Raw genomic sequence first — 21,710 nt, 5'->3', positions numbered from 1 at the left:
AGATCGCCGCGAGCGGTGATCAGGCGGCGTGTGCGCCGGGTACGAGAAGGGCGGCGGAGAAGGCCGCGAAGCGGTCCAGGGGCACCGTTTTGGGGCAGTTTGTAGGCATGGGACAGCAGCTGAGCCCGTTCGACGCCCAGTTCCTCAACTTCGAGACCGCCACGAACCTCGCGCACATCGCGGGACTGACGATCCTCGATCCGTCCGGCGCGCCGGGGGGCACGATCGACCGGGAGCACCTGATCACGCTGCTGCGCAGGCGGCTCCACCTCGCGCCGCCGCTGCGCCGCCGCCTGGTCGAGGTGCCGCTGGGACTCGATCATCCGTACTGGGCAGAGGACCGGGAGGTCGACTTCGACTACCACGTCCGCGAGCTCGCACTGCCGCCGCCCGGGGACGACCACAAGCTCGCCGAGCAGGTCGCCCGCCTGCACGGCAGGCCCCTGGACCGGCGGCGGCCGCTGTGGGAGCTGTACGTGATCCAGGGCCTGGCCGGCGGTCTGGTCGCCCTCTACACCAAGGTCCACCACGCCGCGATCGACGGGGTGACCGGGGTCGAGGTGATGGCGGCGCTGATGGACTTCGAGCCGCGGTCGTGTGAGCCGTCCGCCGCCGAGCCGTCCGAGCCCGGCGCGGGGGCGCTGGCCCCCGGCCCGCTGGAGATGACGGTCAGGGGGGTCGCCCGGGTGCTGGACAACCCGCTGGCCCTGCTGCGCTTCCTCGCCGACGCGGTGCCGAGGCTGGACGAGATGCCGGTGATCTCCCAGATCCCGGGCGCGGGGCTGGTCTCGCGGCTGATCCGCGGGATCGGCGCGGAACACCTGCCCGGCCTGCCCCGTATGCCGGTGCCGCGTACGCCGTTCTCCGGGCCGGTCTCCCAGCATCGGCGGTTCGCGTTCGGGACGCTGCCGCTCGACGAGATCAAGGACGTGAAGAACGTCTTCGGCCGGACGGTCAACGACGTGGTGCTCACGTTGTGCGCGGCCGCCCTGCGGCGCTGGCTGGCCAAGCGGGACGAGCTGCCCCGCCTGCCGCTCGTCGTCGGCATTCCCATCTCCATCAAGAACCGCTCGCCGGCGGCGGCGCAGAACGGCGGGCCGGCCAACGAGGTGATCCCGGCGATCACCACGCTGCCGACCCACCTCGCCGGCCCGCTGGACCGGCTGCACGCGGTCGGCGCTTCGATGAACCTGGTCAAGGAGCGGTTCTCCGCCGCGCCGGCGACCTGGCTGCTGGAGTTCAGTCAGGCGATGCCCGCCGCGCTGAACGCCCTGGCCGCCAGGTCGGCGTTCCGGCTGGCCTCGTGCCGGGCCCCCGCCATGAACCTCATGATCTCCAACGTGCCGGGGCCGCAGATCCCGCTGTACGTCTGCGGCGCGCGCGTCGTCGCCCAGTATCCGATCTCGGTGATCACCGACGTCAGCGGCGGCGTGAACATCACCGTGTTCTCCTACGACGGCCGGGTCGACTTCGGGATCATCGCCGACCGCGACATGGTCCCCGACGTGTGGGATCTGATCGACTACCTGCGTGACGCGCTGGACGAGCTGACGGCGCTCGCCGGCGAGCGGAGCCCGGCCGCGCGAGAGGGCGGATGACGGCGGCCCCGGCCCGCCACTCGCCCGCCGGCGAGGCCCCGCCGCCGGGCCGCCGCACCCGGGGCACGCGGGTGGTCAGGCGGAGCCGGAGGTCTCCAGCTCGTGTACGCGGGGATCGTTCCGGTCGGCCGTGTAGTCGTCCGGGCGGGTGGAGTCCGGTCCGTCCGCCGCCTTGAGCGCCCGCGCGAGCAGCGTCCCGAGCACGGCGACGACCAGGTTGACGATCAGCGCGAGGAACCCGGCGTAGACCGTGACCTCGGTGTCGAGGCCGAGTCGCCCCAGCGGGAACCCCGATCCGGCGAAATGGGCGTGGGCGGGGCTGGAGATGTTGTACAGCATCCACAGGCCCGCGCCCATCCCGGCCGTCCACCCGGCGATCAGGCCCGCCCGGTGGAACCAGCGGGTGAACAGCCCGAGCGCGACCGCCGGGAGCGTCTGCAGGATGATCACGCCGCCGATGAGCTGCAGGTCGATGGAGAACTGCGGATCGATGAGCAGGATGCACAGCACGGCGCCGACCTTGACCACCAGTGAGGTGATCTTGCTGACCCGGGCCTCCTGCGCGTAGGTGGCGTCCCGCCTGAGGTACTCGCGGTAGATGTTGCGGGTGAACAGGTTGGCCGCGGCGATCGACATGATCGCGGCGGGTACCAGCGCTCCGATCCCGACGGCGGCGAAGGCCACGCCGGCGAACCAGTCGGGGAACATCCTGTCGAACAGCAGTGGCACGACCGTGTTGGAGTCCCCGCCGATGGGGGTGACGCCGGCCGCGATCGCCATGTAGCCGAGCAGTGCGATCATGCCGAGCAGGAAGCTGTAGGCGGGTAGCGCCGACATGTTCCGCTTGATCACATTGCGGTCCCGCGAGGCCAGCACGCCGGTGACGCTGTGCGGATAGAGGAACAGCGCCAGCGCCGAGCCGAGTGCGAGCGTGACGTACTGGAGCTGGTTGTTCGCGTTGAGCAGGATGCCGTCGCCCGGCGAGGGCGTGGCCTCGAACTTGGCCTGGGCCTTGGCCAGGATCATCTCCCAGCCGCCCAGCCTGGCCGGGATGTAGAGGATCGCCGCGAGGATCACCACGTAGATCAGCGAGTCCTTGACGAACGCGATCAGCGCCGGTGCGCGCAGCCCCGACTGGTAGGTGTAGGCGGCCAGGATCGCGAACGCGATGATCAGCGGCAGGTCTCCCGTCACGCCCATCGTCTTCAGCACCGCCTCGATGCCGACGAGCTGCAGCGCGATGTACGGCATGGTCGCGACGATGCCGGTGATCGCGACCAGCAGCGCCAGCGTGGGCGAGCCGAACCTGGCCCGCACGAAGTCGGCCGGGGTGACCAGGCCGTGCACGTGCGAGACCGACCACAGCCGGATCAGCACGAGCATCACCAGCGGATAGACGACCACCGTGTACGGCACGGCGAAGAAGCCCATGGCGCCGGCGCCGAACAGCAGGGCGGGGACGGCCACGAACGTGTAGGCCGTGTACAGGTCGCCGCCGACCAGGAACCAGGTGATCCACGAGCCGAAGCTGCGCCCGCCGAGGCCCCACTCGTGCAGGCTGGCGAGATCGCCGGCGCGCCGCCACCGGGCCGCGACGAAGCCCACCGCGCTGACGAGCAGGAACAGCACCGTGAAGATGACGATCTCGGTGGTCATCGGCCCCTCCGCGTCATGCGGTAGACGACGGTGGTCGTCGTGACGCCGAGGACGATGAAGGCGAGTTGCAGCCAGTAGAACAGCGGGATGCCGAACACGCGGGGCTCGACGGCGTTGAACAGGGGAGTGGCGAGCGGGATCGCGACGGGGATCAGCAGCAGCCAGTACCAGTGGCTGCGGTCGGTACGGGGCGTGGTCAAACGCGCTCTCCAACCGGACGGCGACACTCTGTAGTGCCGCGTGTAAAGTGACGTGGATCACGTTAAATTCGCGAGGATCACGGTGTCGTCACCGAGCGCCGAACGGTCGGGTCGGTGCGCCGAACGACACACGGACCGGCCGGGAAGCGCCGGGGAGAAGCCCCGTCACGAGCGCGGCAGCGCGTGGCCACATGACTGTCCGAACACGACCGGAGAGTCGGTCACGTGATCGTCAGCCGGGGTGGTATCCATCCGGGGGACCGCCCCGCCGGTGCGTCCCGTTGCATGATCACGGCGACCGGGGCTAATCTTCAGCCATGCGAGTTCCCGCGACCCTTCAGTGGTGGCGCCGCTGACAGGCGGCGTGGGTTTCGCATTCGCAAGCGCAAGTGGACCGGCCGCCCCGAGAGGCGGCCTTTTTCGTTGTCCGCCCCTGGGGCATTCGACGAGATTCGAGTAAAAAGGGGCATCGACAAGTGGAGATCAGCGGATATACCACCGCCGGCGGCGTCGCCGTGGAACGCGGCGTGCGCGATGTGCCGGAGCAGGCGCTCGAGGAGATCGTGACGGCGCTCGGCGAGCACCGTGGCGGGGCCTTCTCCTCCGGCATGGACTACCCCGGACGCTACAGCCGATGGGCGTTCGGCTACGTCGACCCCTGCCTGGAGCTCGTCGCGCGAGGGCGGCGGATCTCCGCCCGGGCGCTCAACGACCGCGGCCTGGTCGTCCTCCCCGTGGTCGCGTCCTGCCTGCTCGCCGCGGGCAAGCCGGTCACCGAGCCCACCGACGGGTTCGTCGAGGTGTACGTCGCCGAGGCCGAGGACCTGCTGCCGGAGGAGCAGCGCACCCGCCGGCCGACCGTCTTCACCGCGATCCGCGAGGTGATCGCGGCCTTCCGCTGCGACGACCCGCACCTGGGCCTGTACGGCGCGTTCGGCTACGACCTGGCCTTCCAGTTCGAGCCGATCCGCTACCGGCTGACCCGCCCCGACGACCAGCGCGACCTGGTCCTCCACCTGCCCGACCGGCTCGTCGTGATCGACCGGGTCCGCGAGACCAGCAGGGAGTACCGCTACGAGTTCACCGTCGACGGCGTCTCCACCCACGACCTGCCCCGCACCGGGGAGGCCGTCCCGCTCGTCTCGCCCGGCCGGATCCCCGGCGATCCGCGCAGGGGCGCCTACGCCGAGATCGTCGCCACGGCCAAGGAGAGGTTCACCAGGGGAGACCTGTTCGAGGTCGTCCCCGGCCAGGTCTTCCACGGCGCCTGCGTCGACCCCGCCGCCTTCTACCGCTCGCTGCGCACCGCCAACCCGGCGCCGTACGAGTTCCTGCTCAACCTCGGCGGCGAGCACCTCGTCGGGGCCTCCCCGGAGATGTACGTGCGGGTCACCGGCGATCGGGTGGAGACCTGCCCGATCTCCGGCACGATCGCCCGCGGCGCCGACCCGGTCGAGGACGCCGAGGCCATCCGGACGCTCCTGTCCAGCGTCAAGGAGGAGTCGGAGCTCACCATGTGCACCGACGTCGACCGCAACGACAAGTCGCGCGTCTGCGTCCCCGGCAGCGTCCGGGTCATCGGCCGCCGCCAGATCGAGATGTACTCCCGGCTGATCCACACCGTCGACCACATCGAGGGCAGGCTGCGCCCCGGATTCGACGCGCTGGACGCCTTCCTCACTCACATGTGGGCCGTCACCGTCACCGGCGCCCCGAAGACCTGGGCGATGCAGTTCATCGAGGACCACGAGGAGACGACCCGGCGCTGGTACGGCGGCGCCGTCGGCTTCATCGGCTTCGACGGCTCGATGAACACCGGCCTGACCCTGCGCACCGCGCAGATCCGCGGCGGCGTCGCGACCGTGCGGGCCGGGGCGACCCTGCTGTTCGACTCCGACCCGGAGGCCGAGGAGCGGGAGACCGAGCTCAAGGCCAGCGCGCTGCTCGCCGCCCTCGCCGCGGCCGGTGGCCGCCAGGAGCAGCCGGCGCCGGCGCCGGCGGCCGACCTGCCGGGCGAGGGCCACACGGTGCTGCTGGTCGATCACGAGGACTCCTTCGTCAACACCCTCGCCGACTACTTCCGCCAGCAGGGCGCTTCGGTGGTGACGCTGCGGCACGGCTTCCCGCCGGAGATGATCGAGGAGATCGCGCCCACGCTGGTGGTGCTCTCGCCCGGCCCCGGCTGGCCGTCCGACTTCGGCTGCACGGCGCTGATCGACGCGCTGTACGCCAGGGGGCTGCCGGTGTTCGGCGTCTGCCTCGGGCTGCAGGCCATGGTCGAGCAGGCCGGCGGCACGCTCGAGCTGCTGCCGTACCCGGAGCACGGCAAGCGCGGACGGGTCCGCCGCGAGGGGGAGAGCGCGCTGCTCGACGGCCTGCCCGAGGAGTTCGTCGCGGCCCGCTACCACTCGCTGCACGCCAAGCGGGCGGGCGTGCCGGACGGGTTCACGGTCACCGCGTGCACCCCGGACGGGGCGGTGATGGCGATCGAGGACGCCGTCAACCGGCGTTTCGCCGTGCAGTTCCACCCCGAGTCGATCCTCACCACCCAGGGCGGCTCCGGCGCCAGGATCATCGCCAACGTCCTGCGCCTCGCCTCGGCGTAGCGTCCAGCACCGGAATCCCGTACGGAACATCGATATCGAACGTCCGTGCGGGATTCGGTGCGTTGAGGCGCCCCCGGGTTCCTCCTCCTCCGGAGAGTGTCCGAGATCCTCTTAAAGGAGGAGAAAAGCGCAGTTCTCGGGCGAGATAATCGGGAGGCGATGACTGCTATAGAGATCAAAAATCTAGTCAAGTCGTTCGGGGCAGTGAAAGCCGTCGACGACGTGTCGTTCAGGGTGGAGGCCGGATCCGTCACCGGCTTCCTCGGCCCCAACGGAGCCGGTAAGACCACCACCCTCCGCAGCCTGCTCGGCCTGGTCACACCCGACTCGGGTGAGGCGCTGGTCAACGGCAGGCCCTACATCACGCTGAGCGAGCCCCTGACCGAGGTGGGGGCCGTGCTCGAGGCGACCAGCTTCCACCCCGGCCGCACCGCGCGCAATCACCTGCGCATCATGTGCACGGCCGCCGGGCTGCCCGCCGCGCGGGCCGACGACGTGCTCGGCCAGGTCGGCCTCGCCGACGTGGCGAACAAGCGCGTGGGCGGTTTCTCGCTGGGCATGCGGCAGCGGCTCGCGCTGGCCTCCGCCCTGCTCGGCCGCCCGAAGGTGTACATCCTCGACGAGCCGGCCAACGGCCTGGACCCCGCCGGGATCGAATGGCTCCGCGGTTTCCTGCGCCACCTCGCGTACGACGAGGGCGCGGCGGTGCTGGTCTCCAGCCACGTCCTGTCGGAGGTCGAGCAGACCGTCGACCACGTGGTGATCATCGCCAGGGGCAGCCTCGTCCGGCAGGGCAGCCTGTCCGAGCTGACCAGCAACGGAGGGGAGGCCGTCCGGGTACGCACCGCCAAGGCTGCGGAGCTCGCCCCCGCGCTCGAAGCCGCCGGCGCGCAGGTCGAGGTCGTCGACGACGGGACGCTGCGCGTGCGCGGACTTGACGCGGAGGCCGTCGGGCAGGTCGCGCTCGACCGGCGGGTCGTGCTGACCGAGGTCACACAGGAGCGGTCGGACCTCCAGAAGGTCTTCCTCGATCTGACGGAGGGACGATGATCAAGCTGGTCAAGGCGGAGCTGCAGAAGCTCTTCACCACCCGTCTCTGGTGGATCCTGCTGCTCGTCATGCTGCTGCTGGTCGGGGTGTTCCTGGTCATCTTCATCGTGGTCGCCGGAATCGAGAACAACGGCGCGTCCTTCCCCGGCCGGGACACCCCCGAGTGGGCGCAGATGGTCTGGGCGAGCGGTGTGCAGATGGGCTGGATCATGGTGATGGTCCTCGGGGTCGTCATGATGACCTCCGAGTACCGCTACCAGACGATCACCGGCACCCTGCTGACCACCCCGCGGCGCGGTCAGGTGGTCGCCGGCAAGCTGATCACCGGTCTGGTGGTCGGCGCCCTGTTCGCCCTGGCCCTGCTGGTGTTCCAGGCGATCGTGGTGATCCCCACCGTGCTGATCTCGGGGGGCGGGCTCGACCTGTCGGCCTCCCACATCCCGCAGATCAGTGTCGGCATCGTCGTGTCCATGGCGCTCTACGCGCTGTTCGGCATCGGACTGGGGGCGCTGGTGCGCAACCAGGTCGCCGGCATCGTGATCGCCGTGGTGTGGACCTACATCGTCGAGCCGATCCTGAGCGGGATCCCGGTCCTGCAGGTCGTCGGCAAGTGGCTGCCCGGCGGTGCCGCGCAGTCGCTGATGAGCATCGACGTCGACACCGGGTTCGGCAGGCCCGACCTGCTCCCCGCCTGGGGCGGGGCGCTGATCCTGGTCGCGTACGGCCTGCTGTTCGCGGCCGTCGCCTCGGCCACCACGCTCCGCCGCGACATCACCTGAGCCGGCTTACGTGCGTACCGGGCCGTGGCGCGCGCCGCGGCCCGGTACGGTGTGCTTATCCGGTCTCAACCGCAACAACGGGGATTCAAAGTACATGCGCAGCGTCGAACCCGAGGTCTTCCTCGTCGCCAGGCCCGACCTGGACTACGACGAGCTCGCCCGCTATCTCCAGGAGGTCGGCGGCGAGAGCTGGCTGGAGCGGCTGGAGCGGGGTGAGTTCGACGCGCAGAATCTCGCCGAGTTCGCCGGCCGCCTGTGCTATCGGTCGTTCGAGCCCGGGCTGAACCCGAACGTGACCCGTGTGCGCAAGGATCAGGATGCCTATCTGCGCAACATCCTGGCCAGCGCCCACGGCTCGGTCCTTGAGCACCTCAACTTCAGCTTCGTCCTGCACAACGTCTCGAGAGTTCTGACCCATGAGCTCGCGCGGCACCGCCCGGGGGTGGCGATCTCGCAGGAGTCGCTGCGATTCGTCCGGCTCGCCGACATCCCGTTCTGGTTCCCCGAGTGGGCACACGAGGACGCGGAGCTGATGAAGCGGGCCACCGAGCTGCTCGACCGGATGGAGGAGTTCCAGACCTGGGCGGCCGCCCACTTCGGGCTGGACGAGGAGGGGGTGCCGTTCGCGGAGAAGAAGCACCGCACCTCGTTCATGCGCCGTTTCGCCCCCGAGGGCGTCGCCACCGGCCTGGTGTGGACGGCCAACGTGCGCGCGCTGCGTCACACGATCGAGGCGCGTACGGCCGCCGGAGCCGAGGAGGAGATCCGCCTCGTCTTCGGCAGGATCGGCGAGATCATGAAGGACGAGGCCCCGGCGCTGTTCGGCGACTACGTGGTCGAGGACGGCGCCTGGATCCCCGGCTGGCGCAAGGTCTGAGCACCGGGGAGTACACCGGCTCGCCGGGCGGCCCCACCGGGAACGCCCGCCGTTTCCCGCCGGCCGTGGTCGTCATGCCGGTCAGGAGGCCGGCCCGCCCGCCGTCTCCACGGGATGCTCCGGCGCCCCGTCGCGGTGGATGCGGGACGGCGGCACCTGCGACCTGCGCAGGCGCCGTACGGTCTCGTCCACCATCGCGTCGGGCCCGCACACGTAGACCTCGTGATCGGGCCAGGAGTGGAGCCGCTCCATGACGTCCGGCAGCCTGCCCCGCATCCCGGAGAAGCCGGGATCGTCGGAGACCACGGGCAGCACCCGCAGCCGCGGGAAGTCCGCCGCCATCCGGACGAGGTCGGGCAGGTCGTACAGATCTCCGGCGTGCCGGGCGCCGAACAGCAGATGGATGCCGGGACGTCGGCCCGAGGCGATGACGTGCTCGATGACGGCCTTGATCGGGGCCAGGCCGGTGCCGCCGGCGACGCACAGCATGTCCCTTCCGGTGTCGGCCGGGGTCATCGTGCCGCCCGGGGGCCCGAGCATGACCTGGTCGCCGATCCGGGTGTGCCGCACCAGCGCCGAGCTCACCCAGCCTCCGGGGACCGCCCGCACGTGCAGGCTCAGCGTGCCGTCCGCCCGCGGGGCGTTGGCGATCGAGAACGGACGCCATACGCGTGGCCAGCGCGGCGTCTGCACCGTGACGTGCTGTCCCGGGGTGAAGTCGAGCGGCTGCGCCGGGCGCAGGGTGACCACGGCGATGTCGGGGCCGCGCGACTCGTGACCGACGACCTCGGCGAGCCACCAGGGGGGACGGGTTCTCGCCTCCGCCCGGGCCGCATCGATCATCACGCCGGCGACCATGCCGTACGTCTCGGTCCAGGCGGCCTCGACCTCGGCGGTCCAGGACCCGGCGGTGAAGTGCCGGACCGTGGCGAGCAGCGCTGCGCCGACGGCCTCGTAGTGCTCGGCGACGACGCCGAACCTGCGGTGGTCGCGGCCGAGCCGGGCGAGGAACGGCGAGAGCGCGGCGGGGTCGTCGAGCGCCCGGACGATCTTCATGAGCGCCCGGAAGACGCGATCGTCGGGCGCGCCCATGGCGGCCGGGAACAGCGCGCGCAGGCTCGGATTCTCGGCGAACAGCCGGCCGTAGAAATACGCCGAGGCCCGGTCGGCGACGGGCTCGACGAGTGAGAAGCTCTCCTTGACGAGACGCGCGTTCGGCGACATGAGATCGTGCTCCCACCCTGGTCGTGTTCGGTACGCCTCCCTGAGATTCCGGGTGACGAGCGCCGGCGGTCCCGGCTCGCCGGGCGCTCACCGTGAGTGTGACATCGGAGACATGGAGTCACAACAGATTCGTCCGCATTGCTCGGCGAATACCCGCCGTCCGCGAACGAGCCGGGGTTCTTCCCCGATCGGAGGGGGCGGGCGGCCGGAGCGCCGCGGGGTCGCGCGCTCACCGGCGAACGCGGGCGGAGGGTCCCGCCGGACCGTGGTCACGGCATCGGCTCCTCGAACGCCTCGATCACCCGGCGGCGCACGGCGGGGCGCCCTCACGGACACCCGGCGGCGCACGGCGGGGCGCCGGGTAGGGTCTGGGGCGTGACCGCTGCCGAGGACCGGATCTGGACGCTGCCCAACCTGCTGAGCGCGCTCAGGCTGCTCGGCGTTCCCGTCTTCCTCTGGCTCGTGCTGGGCCCGGAGGCGGACGGCTGGGCCATCGGGCTGCTCATCCTCGCCGGGTTCAGCGACTGGCTCGACGGCAAGATCGCACGGGCCTGGAACCAGATGAGCAGACTCGGCCGCCTGATCGACCCGCTCGCCGACCGGCTCTACATCCTCGCCACCCTCCTCGGGCTGGTCCTGCGTGACGCCGTCCCCTGGTGGCTGGCGCTGATCGTGCCGCTGCGCGACGTCCTGCTGCTGTGGGTCCCGCCCCTGCTGCGCCGTCACGGGTACGGCCCGGCCCTGCCGGTGCACTTCCTCGGCAAGGCGGGAACGGCCGCCCTCATGTACGCGTTCCCGCTGCTGTTCCTCGCCTCGCACGACGGCTGGTACGCCGATATCTGCGCGATCTCCGGATGGGCGTTCGCCATCTGGGGAACGGGTCTGTATTGGTGGGCGGGGGTGTTGTACGTCGTCCAGGTGCGGCAGCTGATCGGCACGCGCGCCGGCTGATCGACCGGCGCGCCGCCTGACAAAGGGGGTGAGGCGTGAAGGCCGTCGTGATGGTGGGCGGGGAGGGCACTCGGCTGCGGCCGATGACCGCCAACCAGCCCAAGCCGATGCTCCCTATCATCAACCGGCCGATCATGGAGCACGTGCTGCGCCTGCTGAAACGGCACGGCTTCACCGAGACCGTCGTCACCGTGCAGTTCCTGGCCGCGCTCATCCGCAACTACTTCGGCGACGGCGACGAGCTGGGAATGACCCTGCACTACGCCACCGAGGAGGTGCCGCTCGGCACGGCGGGGAGCGTGAAGAACGCCGCCGACAGGCTGCGCGACGACCGGTTCCTGGTGATCTCCGGTGACGCGCTCACCGACATCGACCTGACCGACATGCTCCGCTTCCACCGGGAGAACCGCGCGCTGGTCACGATCGGGCTCAAGCGGGTGCCCAACCCGCTCGAGTTCGGGATCATCATCGTGGACGAGGACGGGCGGATCCAGCGGTTCCTGGAGAAGCCCACCTGGGGGCAGGTGTTCTCCGACACCGTGAACACCGGCATCTACATCATGGAGCCGTCGGTGCTCGACGAGATCGCCCCCGGGCAGCCCGTCGACTGGTCTGCCGAGGTCTTCCCCAAGCTCCTCGACCGGGGCGGCAGGCTGTTCGGCTACGTGGCCGAGGGCTACTGGGAGGACGTGGGCACCCATGAGAGCTATCTGAAGGCCCATGCCGACGTCCTGGAGGGCAAGGTAAAGATCGACTTCGAGGCGTTCGAGCTGGCGCCCGGGGTGTGGGTGGCCGAGGGCGCCTCGGTCGACCCGGAGGCGGTGCTCAAGGGGCCGCTCTACATCGGCGACTACGCGAAGGTCGAGGCCGGCGCCGAGCTGCGGGAGTACACCGTGCTCGGCAGCAACGCGGTCGTCAAGGAGGGCGCGTTCCTGCACCGCGCGGTCGTCAGCGACAACGTCTACGTCGGCCCCGCCGCGCACCTGCGCGGCTGCGTGATCGGGAAGAACACCGACGTGATGACCGGGGCCCGCATCGAGGAGAACGCCGTCGTCGGCGACGAGTGCGTGATCGAGTCGGAGGCGTACGTGTCCTCCGGCGTGAAGATCTACCCGTTCAAGACGATCGAGGCGGGCACGGTCGTCAACACCAGCGTCATCTGGGAGTCGCGCGGCCAGCGCAGCCTGTTCGGCCCGCGCGGCGTCTCCGGCCTGGTCAACGTCGAGATCACGCCCGAGCTGTGCGTGCGGCTGGCCAGCGCCTACGCCACCACGCTGCGCAAGGGAGACACCGTCGTCACCTCCCGCGACGTCTCCCGCGCGGCCCGGGCGCTCAAACGCGCGGTGATCAGCGCGCTCAACTCCAGCGCGATCAACGTGATCGACCTGGAGGCCGCCGCCCTGCCGGTCGCGCGTTTCCACACCTCGCGCGAGCACGTCAAGGGCGGGATCGCCCTGCGGACGACCCCGGGCGACCCGCAGAGCGTCGACATCGTGTTCATGGACGAGGAGGGGGCCGACCTGTCCCAGGCGGCCCAGCGGAAGCTGGAGCGTGTCTTCTCGCGGCAGGAGTACCGCAGGGCGTTCCCCGGCGAGATCGCCGAGCTGACCTTCCCGGCCAGGGCCGTCGGCGCCTACACCCGCGAGCTGCTGCGCTGCGTCGACATGAGCGGCGTCAAGGACGCCGAGATGAAGGTCGTGGTCGACTGCGCCGGCGGCACCGCCTCGCTGGTGCTGCCCAGCCTGCTCGGCCCGGCGGGCGTCGACGTGCTGACCGTCAACAACCGGCTCGACGACGCCTCGCCGACCGAGACCCTCGCCGAGCGCCGCCGCGACCTGCAGCGCCTGGCCGAGCTCGTCGCCTCGTCGCGGGCGGCCTTCGGCGTACGGTTCGACCCGGTGGGCGAGCGGATCTCCCTGGTCGACGAGCTGGGCCGGCTGATCAGCGAGGAGCGTGCGCTGCTCGTGGTCCTCGATCTGGTGGCCGCCGAGCGCCAGGGCGGCAGGGTGGCCCTGCCGGTCACCACGACCCGGGTGGCCGAGATGGTCTGCCGGTTCCACGGCGTGCAGGTCGACTGGACGGCCACCAGCCTGGACACGCTGACCCGTGCGGCGGGCCGTCCCGGCACGGTGTTCGCCGCCGACGGCCGCGGCGGTTTCATCGTCCCGGAGTTCGCCCCCACGCTTGACGGCCCCGCCGTCTTCCTGCGCCTGCTCGGCCTCGTGGCGCGGACCCGGCTGTCGCTCAGCCAGATCGACGCCCGCATCCCGGAGGCCAGACTGCTCAAGCGTACGGTCCCCACCCCCTGGGCGCACAAGGGGACCGTGATGCGCGCGGTGGTCGAGGCCGCCGAGGACCGGAGCCTGGACACCACGGACGGCGTGCGCATCGTGGAGGACGACGGGAGCTGGACCCTCGTCCTGCCCGACCCGGCGGAGGCCGTCACCCACCTGTGGGCCGAGGGGCACGACATGGACACCGCCCAGGCCCTGCTGGAGCGCTGGGCCGCTGTCGTGGAGCGGGCGGCGGGAGCCCGATGAGGGCGGACGGACCCGGTCCATGTGTGGCGGGATGGACCTTGAACGTATGCTGGCTGTAGCGTTGGTCAGTCCACGCCCAGCCATGCTTCTTGACCTTGATCCTTGATCAGCGTAAGTTGCGGCATTCGCAGTCCGAGCAAGTCGTGAGAGAGGCCGAGCCGATCGATGCCCAGCGTCTACTGCACGCAGTGCGGTCATGCCAACCCCGAGGATGCCCGTTTCTGTTCACGATGCGGTTCGCCGCTGAGCGTACCGGTGCCCACCGCGGCCGACACCACCTCGACGATCTCGCTCGAGGCGCTTGAGGCCGAGGCGGGGCAGGCCCTGCTGCCGGACAGGTCGGCGGTGGACCGCCTGCCGCCGGGCACGGCGCTGCTGGTCGTCATGCGCGGACCCAACGCGGGGAGTCGTTTTCTGCTCGACAGCGACCTCACTACGGCGGGTCGCCACCCGGAAAGTGACATTTTCCTGGACGATGTAACCGTGTCCAGGAGACACGTGGAGTTCTACCGGCGCGGCGGCCACTTCACCGTGCGTGATGTCGGCAGCCTCAACGGCACCTACGTCAACCGGGAGCGCATCGAGGAGTCCCCGCTGACGGGTGGCGACGAGGTGCAGATCGGCAAGTTCCGGCTGGTGTTCCTCACCCGTGGCCCTGGAGGATTTTGATCGTTGAGGAGGGGGGATCATGGGCGCGCAGGCCGTACGGGCGTTCATGAGCATCGGGGAGGTGCTCGCCCTGCTGCAGGGGGAGTTCCCCGACATCACCATCTCCAAGATCCGTTTCCTGGAGGGTGAGGGGCTCATAGAGCCGCAGCGGAGCCCCTCGGGCTACCGCAAGTTCACGCACCACGACGTCGAGCGCCTGCGCTACATCCTCACCGCGCAGCGCGACCACTACCTGCCGCTCCGGGTGATCAAGGATCATCTGGACGAGCAGGCCGCCCGCCCGCGTCCCGTGCCGGACGCGGCGGCCGGGGCACCGCCCGTACGGCTGAGCCGGGAGGGGCTGATCGAGGCGGCGGGAATCGACGAGGAGACGCTCGCCGAGATGGAGAGCTTCGGCCTGGTCGCCCCCGTGGCCCGTCACTACGACGGGGAGGCGCTCGAGGTCGCTCGTAGCGTGGGCGCGCTGGCGAAGTTCGGCCTGCATCCCAGGCATCTGCGGGCCGTCAGGGCCGCCGTGGAGCGGGAGGCGGGCCTGATCGAGCAGGCGGTGGCCCCGCTGATGCGTCGCCGGGCGCCCGGCGCGATCGCGCAGGCGGACGAGACCGCCAGGGAGATCTCCGGACTTATTCAAGAATTGCACAACGCGTTACTTCGTGGCAGTGTTCGCGGCATTCAGGGGCGGTGACCGGCATACCCGGTCGGTCCCGGGTGTTACGTTGAATGCCTGGTGATATGCCGCGACGCTTGAGACGGAGCCGCCCGTGTTGCAGATGGAGGTCGTGGGGGTTCGCGTTGAGATGCCCACCAACCAGCCGATCGTCCTGTTGAAAGAGACGAGCGGTGATCGGTATCTACCGATTTGGATAGGCATGACCGAGGCGACTGCTATTGCGTTGGCCCAGGCGGAGGAGCCGCCGCCGAGGCCGCTGACCCACGACTTGTTCCGTGACGTGCTCGAGGCCTTGGGGGTGCGGTTGCGCACCGTCAACATCGTCGCGCTCCGTGATGGGATCTTCTTCGCCGATCTGGTGTTCTCGAACGGTGTGGAGGTGAGCGCCCGGCCGTCGGATTCGATCGCACTGGCGCTGCGCACCGGGGCGACGATCTACGCGAGTGAGGACGTGGTTCAGGAGGCGGGTGTGAGCATGCCCGACGACCAGGAGGACGAGGTCGAGAAGTTCCGCCAGTTCCTGGACAAAATCACTCCAGAAGACTTCGGCAGGGCGGGCTGACGTGCTGGTCGATATCGGGAGATTACGCTTCACGACGCGCCGGACAGGGTCGTTGACTGACGATGCGCCCAGTCCTACGGTGCAAGGGAAACCACGGTTGTAATTCACGAACCCCCAGATCAGACCGTGGGATGAGAGAAAGCCGGAGGTCCGCAGTGGCGGTCAGCAGCGGCGAGGGTAAGTCGGCCGGCCAGCACGACCCGGTCCGGCAGTCGGCGCGGGAGCGCGCCGGCGAGCAGGGTCTGCTGTTCGACGAGCGGCCGACCGCGCTGCCCGAGGACATCGGATACCGCGGCCCCACGGCATGCGCCGCGGCCGGTATCACCTACCGGCAGCTCGACTACTGGGCGCGCACCGAACTCGTCCTCCCGACGATAAGGGCCGCCCAGGGATCGGGGTCGCAGCGACTTTACAGCTTCCGCGACATCCTCGTGCTGAAAGTCGTCAAACGCCTCCTGGACACCGGCGTCTCCCTCCAGCAGATCCGCACCGCCGTACGGCATCTGAGGGACCGCGGGGTCAACGACCTGGCCCAGATCACGTTGATGAGCGACGGCGTGAGCGTCTACGAGTGCACGTCGGCCGACGAGGTCATAGACCTGCTGCAGGGCGGGCAGGGCGTGTTCGGCATCGCGCTCGGCCGGGTCTGGCGCGAGGTGGAGGGATCGCTCGCCGAGCTGCCGGGTGAGCGGGCGGAAGCCGCCTCCGATGCGGAGGGAGACCATCCGGCGGACGAACTGGCCCGCCGCCGGAAGGCACGCAAGATCGGTTGACGGCCGGGCGGATGGGCCGGCCGGATTCCGGGTAACGGTAGAGTGAAGGCGGCCGACGACCACGTGCGGGAGAGACCTCTGACCACAGGGGCGCCGAAGGAGCAACCTCCCCGGAATCTCTCAGGCATCCGTACCGCACGGACGAGGCGACTCTGAAAAGCGGGCGCACCAGCCAGGTGGCGCCTCACCGAAGGGGAAAACCGGGACCGGCGCGGCGATGTGGGCCGCGCGCGAGGCGGCCCGGTGAAGCTCTCAGGTCCGATGACAGAGGGGGAGACCGCAAATCTGGTCTCGACCCGCCGGGAGGCCCTGTCATGACTGATAGGTCACAACTTCGCGATCTTTCCGCTCCCCCCTTCGCCACCCGCCACATCGGCCCCTCGGACGCCGACCGGGCGCACATGCTGCGCGTCGTCGGCCACGAGTCGGTCGCCGCGCTGGTGGCGGCGGCCGTACCCGAGGCGATCCGCGCCAGGAAGCCGCTCGATCTTCCCGAGGCGGCGAGCGAGACAGAGGCGCTGGCCGAGCTGCGCGCCCTGGCCGGCCGCAACCGGACGCTCACCTCGATGATCGGCCTGGGATACCACGACACGATCACCCCGGGCGTCATCCTGCGCAACGTGCTGGAGAACCCCGGCTGGTACACGGCGTACACGCCGTACCAGCCGGAGATCTCCCAGGGGCGCCTGGAGGCGCTGCTGAACTTCCAGACGATGGTGACGGACCTGACCGGGCTCGACGTGGCCGGGGCCTCCCTGCTGGACGAGGCGACGGCGGCGGCCGAGGCCATGACGCTGGCCCGCCGGGCCGGCCGGTCGAAGTCCGCCGTGTTCGTGGTGGACGCCGAGGCGCTGCCGCAGACCAAGGCCGTGCTGGCGACCCGGGCCGAGCCGCTGGGGATCACGCTGGTCGAGTCCGACCTCGCCGGAGACCTGCCCGACTGCTTCGGCGTCCTGGTGCAGTATCCGGGTGCGAGCGGCCGGGTGGCCGGCTTCGCCGGTCTGGCCGAGCGGGCGCACGCCGCGGGCGCGCTCGTCGTGGCCGCGGCCGACCTGCTGGCGCTGACGCTGCTGGCCGCCCCGGGCGAGCAGGGCGCCGACATCGCGGTCGGCTCCACCCAGCGGTTCGGGGTGCAGCTCGGCTTCGGCGGCCCGCACGCCGCCTACATGGCGGTCAGGGAGGGGCTGCAGCGGCAGATGCCGGGCCGCCTGGTCGGGGTCTCGGTCGACGCGGACGGCCGGCCCGCCTACCGGCTCGCCCTGCAGACCCGGGAACAGCACATCCGCCGCGAGAAGGCCACCAGCAACATCTGCACGGCACAGGTCCTGCTCGCCGTCATCGCCTCGATGTACGCCGTCTACCACGGCCCAGAGGGGCTCAGACGGATCGCGCAGCGGGTCCACCGTCACGCGGCCGTCCTCGCCGCCGGGCTGCGTGAGCGCGGGGTGACGGTCGTCCACGAGGAGTTCTTCGACACCGTGCTCGCCCGGGTGCCCGGCCGGGCCGCCGAGGTCGTCGCCGCCGCCGAGGCCGCCGGGATCAACCTGCGCCACGTGGACGCCGACCACGTCGCGATCGCCTGCGACGAGAAGACCACCGCGGGCCACCTGCGTACCGTCTGGGACGCGTTCGCCTCAGACCCGCGGGAGCGTGCGGAGCACGACGCGCTGGACGATCTGGACCGGGTGACGCCCGACGCGCTGCCCGCCGGTCTGCTGCGCGCCTCCGCCTACCTCACCCACCCGGTGTTCCACACCCACCGCTCGGAGACCGCGATGCTGCGCTATCTGCGGCGGCTCCAGGACAAGGACATCGCCCTGGACCGGTCGATGATCCCGCTGGGGTCCTGCACGATGAAGCTCAACGCGGCCACCGAGATGGAGCCCATCACCTGGCCGGAGTTCGCCGGTGTCCATCCCTTCGCGCCGATCGGGCAGGCGGCGGGATACGCCGAGCTGATCGAGACCCTGGAGGGCTGGCTCGCCGAGATCACCGGGTACGACACGGTGTCCGTGCAGCCCAACGCGGGCTCGCAGGGGGAGTTCGCCGGGCTGCTGGCCATCCGGGGCTACCACCGGTCCCGCGGCGAGGCCGGACGTGACGTGTGCCTCATCCCCTCGTCCGCCCACGGGACCAACGCCGCCAGCGCCGTCATGGCCGGGATGCGGGTGGTCGTGGTGGCCTGCGACGCCGACGGCGACGTCGACCTCGGCGACCTCGCCACGAAGATCGAAAAGCATCGTGACGCGCTGGCCGCGATCATGGTGACGTACCCCTCGACGCACGGGGTGTACGAGGAGACGATCGTCGAGATCTGCGAGCGGGTGCACGCGGCGGGCGGCCAGGTCTACGTGGACGGGGCGAACCTCAACGCGCTGGTCGGGCTGGCCCGGCTCGGCGAGTTCGGCGCAGACGTCTCCCACCTGAACCTGCACAAGACGTTCTGCATCCCGCACGGCGGGGGAGGGCCCGGAGTCGGCCCGGTGGCCGTCAAGGCCCATCTCGCCCCCCACCTGCCCACGCACGTGTCGGCTGCGCCGTACGGCTCGGCGGGCATCCTGCCGATCTCCTGGGCGTACCTCAGGATGATGGGCGGCGAGGGGCTGCGTCAGGCCACCGAGCAGGCGATCCTGTCGGCAAACTACCTCGCCCGGCGGCTCGCGCCGCACTATCCGGTGCTCTACACCGGCCGCGGCGGGCTGGTGGCGCACGAGTGCATCATCGACCTGCGGCCGATCACCAAGGAGACCGGCGTCACGGTCGACGACGTGGCCAAGCGGCTGGTCGACTACGGCTTCCACGCGCCCACCATGTCGTTCCCCGTCGCCGGCACGCTGATGATCGAGCCGACCGAGAGCGAGAACCTGGCCGAGCTCGACCGCTTCGCCGACGCGATGATCGCCATCCGGGCGGAGATCGCCCGTGTGGGGTCGGGAGAGTACGACAAGGTGGACAATCCGCTCAGGAATGCCCCGCACACCGCTGACTGCGTGACCGCGGACGAGTGGCCGCACCCGTACCCGCGTAGCGTGGCCGCCTATCCGCTGCCGGGGTCGCGGGAGAACAAGTACTGGCCGCCCGTTCGGCGGATCGACCAGGCGTACGGCGACCGCAACCTCGTCTGCTCCTGCCCGCCCCTGGACGCCTACGAGGGCTGAGTTCCGTACGGTTTGGCGCATGTCCGGTCCCGCCCGGCGGCCGGGACGCTAGGATCCTGGTGATCGTTTCCTGTCACCCAGATCCGATGCGAGGCCCCTCGATGACGGCCATCGACCCCGGGCGGCTCGACGATGCCCACCGGCTCGCCCAGGCTCACCAGTTGGCACAGTCCGGCGACCTGGACGGCGCGGCCGCGATCTTCGCCGAGCTGGCCGAGGACCCGGAGTCACCCGACAGGGCGGAGGCGGGCGCCGGCCTGTCGGCCGTCGCCGAGCATATGGCGGAGCTGCTGCTGGAGGAGGGCGAGCCGGAGCAGGCGGGGGACGTGCTGGTCCGGGCGCTGTCGGTGGACGCGGTGGCGGACGCCGCCCGCCTGCGGGTCCTGCTCGGCATCGCCCACCTGGAGCTGGCGTGCGCCGAGTTCGCCGGCGCGGTCGAGGAGGGCCGCCGGGAGGGCGCCGACGCCGGCACCGGAGCCCTCGCCATCGAACTGCTGGCCCGGACACTGCCGCTGCGCGGCCGCGACGGCGACGCCGCCACGGTCTGGCGCTACGGGCTGGACCACCCGGACCCGGCACTGGCCGAGCTGGTGCGGCTCCGTCTGGGCCGGGACGTCCGCCCGGCCGTGTCATCGAGCCAGGAAACCGCGGAAAGCACCCCCTGAGACCCGCGCGCTCAACGCACACCCGGCCGTGGTCTCACGGATCGTCGCGGACGGGCCCTGTGCCGTGGCCGGGATCAGTGCTGCCTGCGCCGGCCCAGCGCGTAGGCCACGTTGACGGCGATGATCCCGAACCAGACCAGCATCACGCCGGGGCCCCCGGCGGTGGCCCCGGCGGCCCCGGTCAACGGGATCCCCAGGGCGAGAGAGCCGAGGGCCACCCCGACTCCGCTGTCCTTCTTCTCCTGCTGCGCCCCCTGCCGCTGGTGCGCGATCTGGGCCGCGACCTCGCCCCGCACCCGCGCGGCGATCTCCACGTCGAGCTTGTCGAGGAACGAGTCGACCAGGGCGTCCTCGTACTCCGCCCCCAGATCCCGCCGGGCGGCCAGGACGGCGCGCAGGTCCTCGCGGGTCGACGGCGCGACCGGCTGCTGCGGCGACCGGCCCGGTGCGGGCTGGAAGTGCGCCGGTTGCGTCTGCGCCGGTTCGGTCTGGGGCGGGTAGGGCGGCGGGGGATAGGGCGGCTGCGGCCAGGCGGGCGGGGGCTGGGCCACAGCGGGATGGCCCGTCGCGGGCTGCTGCGATGCTGATTCCGGCACGCTGCCATTCTGCCTCTTCCGCGGCCCGGGCGGTCTCCTCCATGAGGAGGGGCGACCGCTCCTGCTGAAGGCGGAGGCGATACCGTCGTGGCATGGAGATCGAGACCCCGCACGGCCCGGCGCTGGCCGAGGTGGACGAGGCCTCCGATCCCAGGCTGCTGCTGGTGCTGACCCATGGATCCTCGGGCGGGATCGACGCCCCCGACCTGCTGGCCGTACGGGACGCCGCGCTGAAGATCGGCGGCACCGTGGCCCGGGTCGTCCAGCCGTTCCGGATGCGCGGCGCGCGAGCACCCGGCTCGGCGGTGAAACAGGACGAGGCGTGGCTGGCCGTCGTGGCCGCGCTGCGTGCGCGCCACCCCGGCCTGCCCCTTGTTCTGGGCGGCCGGAGCAACGGGGCGAGGGTGGCCTGCCGTACGGCACGGGCCGCCGGCGCGGCGGGGGCGATCGCGCTGGCGTTCCCGCTGAACCCCCCGGGCAAGCCGGGCCGCTCACGCGCGGGGGAGCTCAGGCAGGCGGCGACCCCCGTGCTGGTGATCAATGGAGATCGCGACCCGTTCGGCGTCCCGGACGAGGCCGACGCGACGCGCCTGGTGGTCCTGCCGGGCGAAGGGCACGAGTTGAAGAAAGACCCCGCCCTGGTGGGCGAGGAGGTCGCGCGCTGGCTGCCGGAGCTGCTGGAAACGGCCGCGAGGGGCTCAGGCGGCGTTGACGGTCACGTCGGTGGGGCGGTGCGGGGCGATGACGCCGCCGTCGGGAAGTAGTTCACCGGTGTCCTCGAACAGCACGACGCCGTTGCAGAGCAGGCTCCAGCCCTGCTCGGGGTGCGTCGCCACGGTACGCGCGGCTTCGCGGTCCTTCGCTTCGGCGCTGGGACAGGCCGGTTCATGAGAGCACATCGCCGGGGCTCCGTGTTTTTCTCGTTCGCTCGCGGGTCGTCATCGGAGGCCGGGCCGGTGGTGACCCCAGTGGGTGTTGCCACCGATGTCGTCCTTCCCTCTCGGGAGATCGAGCGTATGGGGTTGACGTTGTGACACACCGCACACTGGACCACACCAGTCTGCGGGGCGGCCGCATCAGAGCGACATAGTCCGTTCGGGCGGTTTCCGCCGCTCGGAGGGGGCTCGTACCGCCAC

General features: G+C 70.8%; 19 protein-coding genes and 1 riboswitch. Of the genes, 14 read left to right on the top strand and 5 right to left on the bottom strand.

Annotation, left to right across the window (positions count from 1 at the left end):
* Nucleotides 1–107: 107 nt before the first annotated feature.
* A complete protein-coding gene (locus ACQP1K_RS14115; protein WP_433501348.1) occupies nt 108–1,598 on the top strand; it encodes a WS/DGAT/MGAT family O-acyltransferase in 1,491 nt (496 codons plus the stop codon).
* Between the two features lie 75 nt (nt 1,599–1,673).
* Here ACQP1K_RS14115 and mctP read toward each other — a convergent pair whose 3' ends face one another.
* Nucleotides 1,674–3,254: a monocarboxylate uptake permease MctP gene (mctP, locus tag ACQP1K_RS14110; protein ID WP_433501347.1), complete on the bottom strand. Its 1,581-nt coding sequence runs from the start codon at nt 3,252–3,254 to the stop codon at nt 1,674–1,676.
* On the bottom strand, nt 3,251–3,454 hold the full coding sequence (locus tag ACQP1K_RS14105) for a DUF3311 domain-containing protein (RefSeq protein ID WP_433501346.1): 204 nt from the start codon (nt 3,452–3,454) through the stop codon (nt 3,251–3,253). The genes mctP and ACQP1K_RS14105 overlap by 4 nt, the downstream gene beginning before the upstream one ends.
* 476 nt (nt 3,455–3,930) lie before the next feature.
* On the opposite strand from ACQP1K_RS14105, the gene ACQP1K_RS14100 reads away from it, so the two are divergent.
* From ACQP1K_RS14100 to thyX, 4 genes are all read left to right on the top strand, one after another.
* Nucleotides 3,931–6,060, top strand: a complete 2,130-nt coding sequence (locus ACQP1K_RS14100; protein ID WP_433501345.1) for an anthranilate synthase component I — start codon at nt 3,931–3,933, stop codon at nt 6,058–6,060.
* Nucleotides 6,061–6,219: 159 nt separating this feature from the next.
* Nucleotides 6,220–7,110 carry an ABC transporter ATP-binding protein gene (locus ACQP1K_RS14095; RefSeq protein ID WP_433501344.1) on the top strand — a complete coding sequence of 297 codons (891 nt, stop codon included), beginning with the start codon at nt 6,220–6,222 and terminating at the stop codon, nt 7,108–7,110.
* Nucleotides 7,107–7,889, top strand: coding sequence for an ABC transporter permease (locus ACQP1K_RS14090; RefSeq protein WP_433501343.1), 783 nt, complete (start codon nt 7,107–7,109; stop codon nt 7,887–7,889). Before ACQP1K_RS14095 ends, ACQP1K_RS14090 begins: the two co-directional genes overlap by 4 nt.
* Before the next feature lie 94 nt (nt 7,890–7,983).
* A complete protein-coding gene (thyX, locus tag ACQP1K_RS14085; RefSeq protein ID WP_433501342.1) occupies nt 7,984–8,766 on the top strand; it encodes an FAD-dependent thymidylate synthase in 783 nt (260 codons plus the stop codon).
* An 81-nt stretch (nt 8,767–8,847) separates the two neighbouring features.
* Here the strand turns inward: thyX and ACQP1K_RS14080 are convergent, their stop codons facing one another.
* The gene (locus ACQP1K_RS14080; RefSeq protein WP_433501341.1) at nt 8,848–9,990 is read right to left on the bottom strand and encodes a globin domain-containing protein; all 1,143 of its coding nucleotides are present in this window, start codon (nt 9,988–9,990) and stop codon (nt 8,848–8,850) included.
* Between the two features lie 375 nt (nt 9,991–10,365).
* Here ACQP1K_RS14080 and ACQP1K_RS14075 point away from each other — a divergent pair, with 375 nt between their 5' ends.
* From ACQP1K_RS14075 to ACQP1K_RS14040, 8 genes are all read left to right on the top strand, one after another.
* A complete protein-coding gene (locus ACQP1K_RS14075) occupies nt 10,366–10,941 on the top strand; it encodes a CDP-alcohol phosphatidyltransferase family protein (RefSeq protein WP_433501340.1) in 576 nt (191 codons plus the stop codon).
* 35 nt (nt 10,942–10,976) lie between these two features.
* The gene (locus tag ACQP1K_RS14070) at nt 10,977–13,481 is read left to right on the top strand and encodes a sugar phosphate nucleotidyltransferase (protein ID WP_433501339.1); all 2,505 of its coding nucleotides are present in this window, start codon (nt 10,977–10,979) and stop codon (nt 13,479–13,481) included.
* Between the two features lie 165 nt (nt 13,482–13,646).
* Entirely contained in the window at nt 13,647–14,150 is a 504-nt protein-coding gene (locus ACQP1K_RS14065) for an FHA domain-containing protein (RefSeq protein WP_433501338.1), read from the top strand.
* A 19-nt stretch (nt 14,151–14,169) separates the two neighbouring features.
* On the top strand, nt 14,170–14,835 hold the full coding sequence (gene ftsR / locus ACQP1K_RS14060) for a transcriptional regulator FtsR (RefSeq protein WP_055478571.1): 666 nt from the start codon (nt 14,170–14,172) through the stop codon (nt 14,833–14,835).
* Nucleotides 14,836–14,911: 76 nt separating this feature from the next.
* Nucleotides 14,912–15,382 (top strand): bifunctional nuclease family protein, encoded by a 471-nt coding sequence (locus tag ACQP1K_RS14055; protein WP_152990269.1) that lies wholly within the window; start codon nt 14,912–14,914, stop codon nt 15,380–15,382.
* Between the two features lie 155 nt (nt 15,383–15,537).
* A complete protein-coding gene (locus ACQP1K_RS14050) occupies nt 15,538–16,155 on the top strand; it encodes a MerR family transcriptional regulator (RefSeq protein WP_055478570.1) in 618 nt (205 codons plus the stop codon).
* Nucleotides 16,156–16,211: 56 nt separating this feature from the next.
* A riboswitch (glycine riboswitch) is annotated at nt 16,212–16,301 on the top strand.
* A 168-nt stretch (nt 16,302–16,469) separates the two neighbouring features.
* Complete coding sequence (gene gcvP / locus ACQP1K_RS14045; protein ID WP_433501337.1) at nt 16,470–19,313, top strand: aminomethyl-transferring glycine dehydrogenase; 2,844 nt, start codon at nt 16,470–16,472, stop codon at nt 19,311–19,313.
* A gap of 101 nt (nt 19,314–19,414) precedes the next feature.
* Complete coding sequence (locus ACQP1K_RS14040) at nt 19,415–19,978, top strand: hypothetical protein (protein WP_433501336.1); 564 nt, start codon at nt 19,415–19,417, stop codon at nt 19,976–19,978.
* 74 nt (nt 19,979–20,052) lie between these two features.
* Here ACQP1K_RS14040 and ACQP1K_RS14035 read toward each other — a convergent pair whose 3' ends face one another.
* The gene (locus tag ACQP1K_RS14035) at nt 20,053–20,574 is read right to left on the bottom strand and encodes a hypothetical protein (RefSeq protein WP_433501335.1); all 522 of its coding nucleotides are present in this window, start codon (nt 20,572–20,574) and stop codon (nt 20,053–20,055) included.
* A 92-nt stretch (nt 20,575–20,666) separates the two neighbouring features.
* Between ACQP1K_RS14035 and ACQP1K_RS14030 the strand changes: the two genes are divergently transcribed.
* A complete protein-coding gene (locus tag ACQP1K_RS14030; RefSeq protein WP_433501334.1) occupies nt 20,667–21,338 on the top strand; it encodes an alpha/beta hydrolase family protein in 672 nt (223 codons plus the stop codon).
* Here the strand turns inward: ACQP1K_RS14030 and ACQP1K_RS14025 are convergent.
* A complete protein-coding gene (locus tag ACQP1K_RS14025) occupies nt 21,273–21,473 on the bottom strand; it encodes a DUF5999 family protein (RefSeq protein WP_433501333.1) in 201 nt (66 codons plus the stop codon). The genes ACQP1K_RS14030 and ACQP1K_RS14025 overlap by 66 nt on opposite strands.
* Between the last annotated feature and the right edge of the window lie 237 nt (nt 21,474–21,710).

It is taken from the genome of Sphaerimonospora sp. CA-214678, assembly GCF_050942215.1.
GTDB lineage: Bacteria > Actinomycetota > Actinomycetes > Streptosporangiales > Streptosporangiaceae > Sphaerimonospora.
Note: the sequence above shows the minus strand (reverse complement) of the source record. Positions and strands in the feature narration are given on the sequence as shown.